Raw genomic sequence first — 5,911 nt, forward strand, 5'->3', positions numbered from 1 at the left:
TTCGGAAACGCGGCCCGCGCCACCCGCACCGTCTCCGCCGGGATCTCCCCCGACTCCCGCGACCGCATCGACACCCGCCACCCACCCCACTACGACAACGTCGGCCTTCAAGACCACAACCAGGTCTTGAAGGCCGACGTCACGCAGAACCCGAATTAACCAACAGCATCCACCTCGGCGGGGGCCCCCGCACGTCGCGCGGCGACCGGCACCGGGGCGGCGACCCGGGCAGTCCGTCGTCGGGCTGCCGGGTCAGCCCGGCAGGCCGAACTGGAGCGAGACGCGCACCCGCTCGGTGACCGACTCCCGCCCGCCGAGGGCGCCGCGGACCTCGACGGCGAACGCGGCCCGGCCCTCCGGGGAGGGCAGCAGGTCCGGTGACATCGCGGAGAAGACGCCGCCGACCAGGTCGTGGACGGTGAGCGGTGCGGCGTACTCCACCGACGACTCCACCACCCGGTAGCCGGCGGCGGCGAGGGCGTCCCGGTTGCGCCGGCGGCCGGCGTCGTCGGTCTGGCACGTCGCGGTCACCGGACGCCCGAGCAGCCCCTCCAGGCAGCCGCGCAGCGCCCGGGACCACTCGGCGTCCTGCGACCACAGCGGGGCGCCGTCGGTGATCACGACGACTCCGCCTCCGGGACGCAACAGCGGCCGGGCGGCCCGGAACAGCGCCCCGCGGTCCATGAAGTGGATCGCGACGGCGACGCAGAGGGCGCCGACCGCCCGCTCGCCCAGCAACCGGCCCAGGACGGGCAGGTCGCTGTCCGCGCCGAGCAGCCACGCGGCGTTCGTCACCCCCGCGTCGAGGGCGGCCCGCCGGGCCAACGCCAGCATGTCGGGCTCCGGATCCACGCCGAGGACCGCACCCACCCGGGCGGCGAGCGGCAGGCTGAGCTGGCCGGTGCCGCAGCCGAGGTCGATGACCGTGTCGCCGTCGTCGAGACCGAAGGCCCCGACGACGGCGTCGAGCACCTCCGGCGGGTACCCGCGCCGGTGTCTCGCGTAGTACGTGGCCACCTCGCCGCTGAAGCCCGTTCCCATGCCGCCAGGCTCCGGCGACACGGCCCGGAAGGCGAGCGATTCTGCTCAGGGCAGCACGACCCGAGCCGTCGGGGGACCGCCGGCGGGCCGGGGCCTCACTCCGGGGCTCCGACGAGGAGGGACCCGTGGCGGCTCCACAGCCACCGCAGGTACTGCTGGAGTTCCGCGAGGGTGGCGACCCAGCCCTCGTCCGCGTAGGTGAGGATGCGTTTCACCTCTCCCGGCAGGAGGTCGTAGGCGGTGGCTCCGGTCTCCGGGACGGGAGTGTCCGGGGAGACGGCCACGGGGACCGGTATGACGGGCAGGCGGAGGCCACTGCGGTCGAGTGCCTTGAGGACCGTGAGGTAGGCGCGGGGCAGGTGGTAGGGGGAGACGGCGAGCGCGAGGCTCGCGATACGCCGGCCGTGGACCTGTTCGGCGATCCACGCGGCCTGCCGGCCGGTGTCGGGGGCCGGCCCGGCCTGGACGCAGACCCCGTCGAGGCGACGGAGGCCGAGGCTGCGCAGGTGAGCGAGCGTGGGTTCGACGTAGGTCTCCTCGGCCGGGTTCCCGTTCGCCACCAGGAGGTGGCGGAGGTCCGGGTTCGTCTCCCAGCTGCGGATCGCGTGGGTGAGGCGCCACTCCTCGCCCTGGCCGGTGGCCACGGCGAGGGCGTCGACGCGGTCGGCCGCCGACTGGGGCAGCGCGAGGATCATCGTGAGGGCCTTCGTCACGTCCAGAAGCTGGCCGGCGGTGAAGCCGACGAGGTCCGCTTCCCCGACGATCCGGGCGGCGGCCGCATGCGAATCCACCGAATGCTCCGCCCCCATGCCCGATCGAAGGCCCACGCCATGGCCGACGGGCACAGTCTAGTGCGCCACCGTCACCTGATCCTGACGCGGCAGTCTCACGACCCGTCCGGCGGCGGTCCGACGAGGGTTCGCCACTGTCCGGCGGTCTACGACTGCGCGGACGAGGGCAGCCTCCCCAGTGTGCGCACCGCGGTCGAGGACACCGCGGCCAGTTCGGGCTGCGCAGGCAGAAACACCGTGGGGACACCCAGCGACTGGTTCATCGCGGCGAGCTGGTACTCGGTCCAAAGGTCGGTGGTGTTACGCACGCCGCGGACGATCACTCCTACTTCGTGTTCACGGCAGTAGGTGGAGGTCAACCCGCTCCAGGCCGCAACGGTGACGGAGGTCCACTCGACCGGCAGAACGGCCCGGACAGCGGCCGCTCGCTCCTCTTCGCCGGTGCCCGGATGCTTGCTGCTGTTGACCGCGACGAGCACGACCACTTCGTCGAAGAGGCCGCGTGCCCGGTTCACCACGTTCAAGTGCCCGGGAGTGAAGGGATCGAAGCTGCCGGGGTAGACGGCTCGCACGCGTACGCGACCGGGGGTGCGCGCTGTCGAACGTGGCCCCGCCGACAGCTCAGCTTCATGGCAACGGAGCCGGACCCGCACGCCTTCGTCGGTGCTCATGGCCCGACTGTAGGTATCGGCTGTCGGATCCGCGGGCCCCTGGGCGTGGGCGATATGTCACAGCGCCGTGGATACGTCTGGCACTCGCCTGGCTCAGGTTCGGCAGCCCTCAGCACCCCGACGCCACCTGGTTCCGGTGCCGGGCGTGGCACGAGCACGCCGCCCGGCGAGGCGCTAGCCGCCGCGCCTGCCGTCGTACCGGCCCGCCGAGTCCGTGAGTTCCCAGAACTCCGCCGGCAGGTGGGTGACGACGTCGTCGTAGTCGCCGGGTGGGAGGGCCTCGCGGAGGGTGTCGAACACCGCGCGTACGCCGGCCTCCGCCGTCGCCTCGTCCACCTCGGCCCGCCCGCCGACCTGCTGGACGAACACGTCGAGCCCGAAGCGCTGGGCCTTCTCCCGGGGCGCGAACGCGTAGGCCCGCAACTCGTCGGGCAGCAGGGCGGAGAGATCGCGCGCCTCGCCCCCGTCGATCCGCTCCGCCAGCGTCGTCAGTGTGGCGCGCGTGATGGCGGTCGCCTGCTCGGGCGACGTGCGCAGGCGTCTGGCCACCGAGCCGATGAACTCGCTGTTCTCCACCCTTGGCGCCTTTCTCTCTGCCGGATGGCGGCGTCTACCCGCGTGCCCGCGCGACAAACCGCGCGGGCGAAGGTGCGCCCGCGCGTACGCCGTCAAGGACGTGAATCTCGTGTGTGCGAACAGCCCGTCGCGGCGACGCTCGGGTTCCGACATCATGTCGCAATGACCTTCCTGTCCGTGGACGCCGGGCCGCTGCGGCCGTCCCGCCGGTGGTACGCCGTCGCGGCGGTGACCCTGTTGCTCGCTCTGGTCACGGGTGCCGGGCTGGCGTTCCTGCCGGGACGGCTGGGCGGCTCCGTCGGACAGGGCGTTCCGGCGGGGCGGTCGGTCCCGGTGCGCTTCGCCGCCGGCGAGGAGGCCGACAGGATGGTGTGGATCACCGGGGCCGGCCCAACCGTGCCGGCGGTGACCTGCGAGCCCTCGGCGCTCGACGTTCGGGAACTTGAGGAGTGGCACAGCGTGTCGACGACCGGGGACGAGATCGTCCGGAGCGCGGGCGGACGGCAGTGGCGAGGCGTGCTCGTCATCCGGGCCGAGCCACCCGGCCGGTACGCCGTGCGCTGCGACGTGGTCCCGGCCCAGCCCGGCCTCGAGCTGTCGATCGGTGGACCGCCCTGGCTCTTCGGGGTGAAGGCTCGGGCGCTGACTCAGCTCGGCGCGGTCGGCCTCGGCATGACCGGGACGGTCGGTGGCGGGGCGCTCGCGATCATCGTCGCGGCCCGCAGGAGCGCGCACCGGCGCCGGCTGTCGCTGCTGCCCTGAGGAGTCGTGTCCCGGCAGGCGGCAGCTGACCTCCCGCCAGGCCAACGCCGGCCCGGCCAGGGCCCGGCCGGCGTTGGTGCGCTCGGTGAGCGGGGATGCCGTCACCTGGCGGTGGCGGCAGGCACTTCCGGCGTCAGCAGCCGCAGGTGTAGAAGAGGATGTCCCAGTGGCTGCCTTCCTTGGTGTAGAGGTTGCCGGAGGCCGCCCGGTACTGGTAGCCGAAGCCGGAGATGTAGCCGACGTAGGTGTAGTGGGCCGAGATGTAGTTCTGTATGCAGGTGCTCAGCGCGATGTCGAGCTTGTAGCCGTTCCAGTGGCTGTAGGTGCCGCTGGCGTGTCCGACCTCGGTGCCGGCGGTGATCGTCACGGCGCAGCCGCTGGCGCGCTTGAAGGTGATGATCCCGTCGATGGTCGCTTGCCGGACGCCGTCGAACGAGGTGCAGGTCGAGACGTAGCGGTCGCTGCAGTTGCCGCTGGAGGTCCAGGAGATGCCGGCGGCGCGCAGCTGCGAGGTGGCACTGGAGTGGCTGATTGCGAAGGCCGGACTGGCGAGTCCGAGCGTGGCTCCGGTCGCGGCGGCGATGGCGACCAGGAGCGTGAGCAGGCGGCGGCGCAGGGTGGATCGGGTGGACGACATGGCTCTCCCGTTCGCGTGGGGGATTTCTGCGATGAGAAGGCCGACCTTGCAGGATTTCTACCAGACATTGATGAGCGTGACTAGATTTGTTGGCTCCGAAGTGCGGATCCCGCGGGTCGGCGGTGGGCGCGATGGCGGGCCGCGCCGTGCCCGTCCTCGTGCGTCGACTCATCGGCGGACCGGGGAGAGCTGACAGGATGGGGCCATGCGGTATGGCGACCCCGCCACGCGGCTGTTCGCCAAGTGGGACTCGTGGTGCGCTCCGGCGCGGTGGCTGACATTCAGGTGGCGCCGGGCTGGGAGGGCGAGGCGCGCGTCGGTTGGGGCGCTGCGGTCGCGCCTGCGGCGAGCGTGCGCGTGAATGCCTGCGGTCCTGCCGCGGGTCGGCCGCAGTGGCTGGCCTTCGCCGGTGGGAGCTGGGTTGCGCGGCCGGCCTGCGTGCCGATGGTGGTTCGCTCGGCCGGGCGGCAGGCGCAGGTGTGGATGGGGGTGGGGGCGCCGTGCGGCAGGGTGGACCGTCAGTAGTGCAGAACCGAAGGCCGAACCACCCCTACCGGTAACAATGGGAAGTATCGACCGGCACCAGTTTCCTCATAGAGCGGTCGGTGGTTGTACGAGACGTGACGGCAACCTCGCACTCCATCATGGCGGCCCCGGCGTCGGCGCACTCCATGTGGCAGATCAGGTGGGCGGAGCGCGAGAACCACCGGCGGCGGCGCGCGTACGACGCGGAGGCCGCGGCCTGGCGGCGGCACCACGACCACCTGGTCCGGCTGAAGATCGAGGCGGCCGGGTTCCTCGGGTGCACGCAACCGCGCGCCGGCCTGCCGGTGGACCTCGCCGACGACGAGGTCGTCTACCGGGTGCTGCCGGTCGCGGACCTCGTCGAGGTGGACGCGCGGCACGGCACCGGGCTGCCCGCCCCGGGGTTGACCGTCGCCACGGCCGGCGTCGCCGGTGACGCGCTACCGAGGGGCGTGCGGGCCGTCGACACGGGGATGGCCGTCGTGACCAACCACCGCGTCGCCTTCTCCTCCGAGCGCGGGCGGCGGCACGAGTGGAGGTACGCCGACCTCGTGGGGCCCGCGCATCATCCCGCGGTGCCGCTCACCCTGCTGCACGCCACCGACGGCGGCCGGCTCCTCGGGCTGCGCGTGCCGTCCGCCGCGACCGTGAACTTCCGCTTCTACCTCACCCTCGCCTTCGCCGCCGCCACCGGCGCACGGGCCGCCGTCGCCGAGCAGCTCGACGCCCTGCTGGCCGCCCACCGGCGCGCGCAGCCGGTACCACCGCCGCCGGTCCACCCGCATCAGGCCCCGTCGACCGGGCCGCGTGCCAAACGGCGCGCGGCCCTCGCCGCCGCCGTCGTCGCGGTGGCGTTCGTGACGCTGACCGCCGCCGGCACGGTCGGACCGGAGCGGGCCGGCCCGCTG

At 73.0% G+C, this 5,911-nt stretch carries 6 protein-coding genes and 1 pseudogene; 2 read left to right on the plus strand and 5 right to left on the minus strand.

Going from position 1 to position 5,911, the window contains the following annotated elements:
- Positions 1–252 precede the first annotated feature (252 nt).
- The 4 genes from AB0G13_RS33670 to AB0G13_RS33685 form a co-directional block, all read right to left on the minus strand.
- A complete protein-coding gene (locus AB0G13_RS33670; RefSeq protein ID WP_357883424.1) occupies positions 253–1,041 on the minus strand; it encodes a class I SAM-dependent methyltransferase in 789 nt (262 codons plus the stop codon).
- Positions 1,042–1,136: 95 nt separating this feature from the next.
- Positions 1,137–1,832 (minus strand): hypothetical protein, encoded by a 696-nt coding sequence (locus AB0G13_RS33675; protein ID WP_357883427.1) that lies wholly within the window; start codon positions 1,830–1,832, stop codon positions 1,137–1,139.
- A gap of 146 nt (positions 1,833–1,978) precedes the next feature.
- Positions 1,979–2,503: a pantetheine-phosphate adenylyltransferase gene (gene coaD / locus AB0G13_RS33680; RefSeq protein ID WP_357883430.1), complete on the minus strand. Its 525-nt coding sequence runs from the start codon at positions 2,501–2,503 to the stop codon at positions 1,979–1,981.
- A gap of 174 nt (positions 2,504–2,677) precedes the next feature.
- On the minus strand, positions 2,678–3,079 hold the full coding sequence (locus AB0G13_RS33685) for a DUF2267 domain-containing protein (RefSeq protein ID WP_357883433.1): 402 nt from the start codon (positions 3,077–3,079) through the stop codon (positions 2,678–2,680).
- Between the two features lie 162 nt (positions 3,080–3,241).
- Between AB0G13_RS33685 and AB0G13_RS33690 the strand changes: the two genes are divergently transcribed.
- Positions 3,242–3,841, plus strand: a complete 600-nt coding sequence (locus AB0G13_RS33690) for a hypothetical protein (RefSeq protein ID WP_357883436.1) — start codon at positions 3,242–3,244, stop codon at positions 3,839–3,841.
- Between the two features lie 133 nt (positions 3,842–3,974).
- Here the strand turns inward: AB0G13_RS33690 and AB0G13_RS33695 are convergent, their stop codons facing one another.
- Positions 3,975–4,478, minus strand: a complete 504-nt coding sequence (locus AB0G13_RS33695) for a hypothetical protein (RefSeq protein WP_357883439.1) — start codon at positions 4,476–4,478, stop codon at positions 3,975–3,977.
- 620 nt (positions 4,479–5,098) lie between these two features.
- Here AB0G13_RS33695 and AB0G13_RS33700 point away from each other — a divergent pair.
- A pseudogene (locus AB0G13_RS33700) lies at positions 5,099–5,911 on the plus strand (hypothetical protein); the annotation flags it as partial.

Source organism: Micromonospora sp. NPDC023633, assembly GCF_040640035.1.
In the GTDB taxonomy this organism is placed as follows: Bacteria; Actinomycetota; Actinomycetes; order Mycobacteriales; family Micromonosporaceae; genus Micromonospora.

Excerpts from the sequence above, each read along its gene's own strand:
- AB0G13_RS33670 (WP_357883424.1), bottom strand. The coding sequence starts at position 1,041 with ATGGGAACGGGCTTCAGCGGCGAGGTGGCCACGTACTACGCGAGACAC.
- coaD (WP_357883430.1), bottom strand. The coding sequence starts at position 2,503 with ATGAGCACCGACGAAGGCGTGCGGGTCCGGCTCCGTTGCCATGAAGCT.
- AB0G13_RS33690 (WP_357883436.1), top strand. The coding sequence starts at position 3,242 with ATGACCTTCCTGTCCGTGGACGCCGGGCCGCTGCGGCCGTCCCGCCGG.
- AB0G13_RS33695 (WP_357883439.1), bottom strand. The coding sequence starts at position 4,478 with ATGTCGTCCACCCGATCCACCCTGCGCCGCCGCCTGCTCACGCTCCTG.